The 1,862-nt window shown below is 43.1% G+C and carries 2 protein-coding genes; both read left to right on the top strand.

Annotated features, from left to right (window positions below; genetic code table 11):
• Positions 1-654: 654 nt before the first annotated feature.
• Positions 655-1,110, top strand: a complete 456-nt coding sequence (locus ACL7TT_RS20490; protein WP_413398028.1) for a GNAT family N-acetyltransferase — start codon at positions 655-657, stop codon at positions 1,108-1,110.
• Positions 1,111-1,212: 102 nt separating this feature from the next.
• A complete protein-coding gene (locus ACL7TT_RS20485) occupies positions 1,213-1,596 on the top strand; it encodes a GFA family protein (RefSeq protein ID WP_413398027.1) in 384 nt (127 codons plus the stop codon).
• The last annotated feature ends 266 nt before the right edge of the window (positions 1,597-1,862 follow it).

The raw sequence follows: 1,862 nt of genomic DNA, 5'->3' as shown, positions 1-1,862 counted from the left end.
ACTGTCTCATGTCGACCTGCAAACTCAACAACGGTATTCTTATCCATAGCAGTGTATTCCTGGTTGGTTGACTGTTTGGCGACAACAAATCAACCAGATACGCTGCTTTCTTTCAAACCCTCAAACACCAGATTCGGTTATAACTCTTCAGGCCCCTAAGCCTCATGATCGGGTAAAGGCGGGTTTCTAGCCCCCCCACCCCATACATGCGGGTGCGTATACGGTGGTTCAATAATGAGCATAGCTGTATATATCTGACACCTAAAGAATAGACAAACCGGCCACTGAGCCGGTTTTTTTACGCCTGGAGAAAGTGACTTGATGAACGGACAGGAAGGGGGTGGGAGGGTGTACTACAGGTGCCAAGGCCCGAATTATAGAGCCATGGCTGACATCCAAAGAAAGTTTCCCCTAACTTATTGATTTAATTGTGGGTAAAATGTGTTCAAGAGCGGGAGGTTGAACCAGGCGACTTGAGCCGATGGCTCACCATCTCTGGTTGCTATTTGAACGAAAACCTATAACCTACTGCAAATAAAGGCTTTTCTGCGGAGCTTGGAAGCTCCACCCCAGAAATAGTGGCCAAATGGATAGTGAGCCATCGGCTCTTTAATAAACTGTTAAGTCTCCCCACAAATTAAACGGATGTATGAATTGAGATTAGAGAAATTAAAGATAAGCGACCTGTCAATTGCGTCGTCACTAATAGAGAAAGCATTTGACGACTCTGTAGCCCCTACGTTATCTAAAGAAGGTATTGCCACATTTAAAAGTGGCCTTACTCTGGAATCCATAAAAAAGCGGCTCAGCTCAGGAAATTTGTTTATTGTTTGCCGTAGTAAGAGTGCAATTGTTGGTGTGGGTGAAATTCGCGACAAGAATCACTTGAATTTACTCTTTGTAGAGCCGAGCATGCAAAAAGTTGGCATAGGCCGTAAAATATTTTATGAACTGCTTCGTAGTGTAAAAGAAAGTGAAGTTACAGTTAATTCATCGCTTAACTCTATTGGTGCATATAAGCAGTTCGGTTTTATCGAAAGTGATGTGGTTGGTGAAGTTAAAGGCATTAAGTATCAACCTATGGTATATAAAGTTGAGCCAAAAACCTAACAAATCAATCAATGGCGCCCCTGCGGGGCTGGACCTCCACTCCGCAGCTTCGCTGCTACGTTCCGTCCCATTATTGAGGCGTTATACCTCTAGGAGAAATGGTTGAAATACAAAGGAAGCTGCCACTGCCAGGCAATTCAGTTTGAAATTGATGCCCCTGACATCATTGAAGCCGATGATTGTAACTGTTCTATTTGCTCAAAATCAGGGTTTCTCCACCTAATATTGCCACATTCCAAGTTTAAAATAACAAAAGGTGAAGAGTCTCTTTCAACATATACATTCAACACAGGCGTGGCCAAACATACATTTTGTAAGCGTTGCGGTATCAAGCCATTTTATACCCCAAGATCAAACCTCGATGGCATTGATATTAATGTAAACTGCTTAGACACAAAGCCAAAAAAGATAAATATTACAAACTTTAATGGTGAAAACTGGGAGCAGCATGCACATGAGGTTGCCCATAAAAGCAAACAGGCATAAAAAATAAGGATATGTTGCGCTTGCTGCAATATTTGACACCTAAATAAGCAAACCGGCCACTGAGCCGGTTTTTTACTCTGGAGAGAGTGATCGTATTTTACACGATTGTACCAAGTCCATGGAGTTATTGTCAATTTTGGTGTTCAAAAAGCCAGATTAAGCAGCGCTCTGGTCGGCTGTTGACACCTCCTCTCCATCTTTGAACTTCACTCCGGTGATGACCTTGGCCAGGCAGTCAAAGCCCCGGAGTTTTCTCCACTTTCCCT

Origin of the sequence: Microbulbifer jejuensis (genome assembly GCF_047289955.1) — a bacterium.
Lineage (GTDB): Bacteria > Pseudomonadota > Gammaproteobacteria > Pseudomonadales > Cellvibrionaceae > Microbulbifer.
This window is presented reverse-complemented; position numbering and strand designations above follow the sequence as displayed.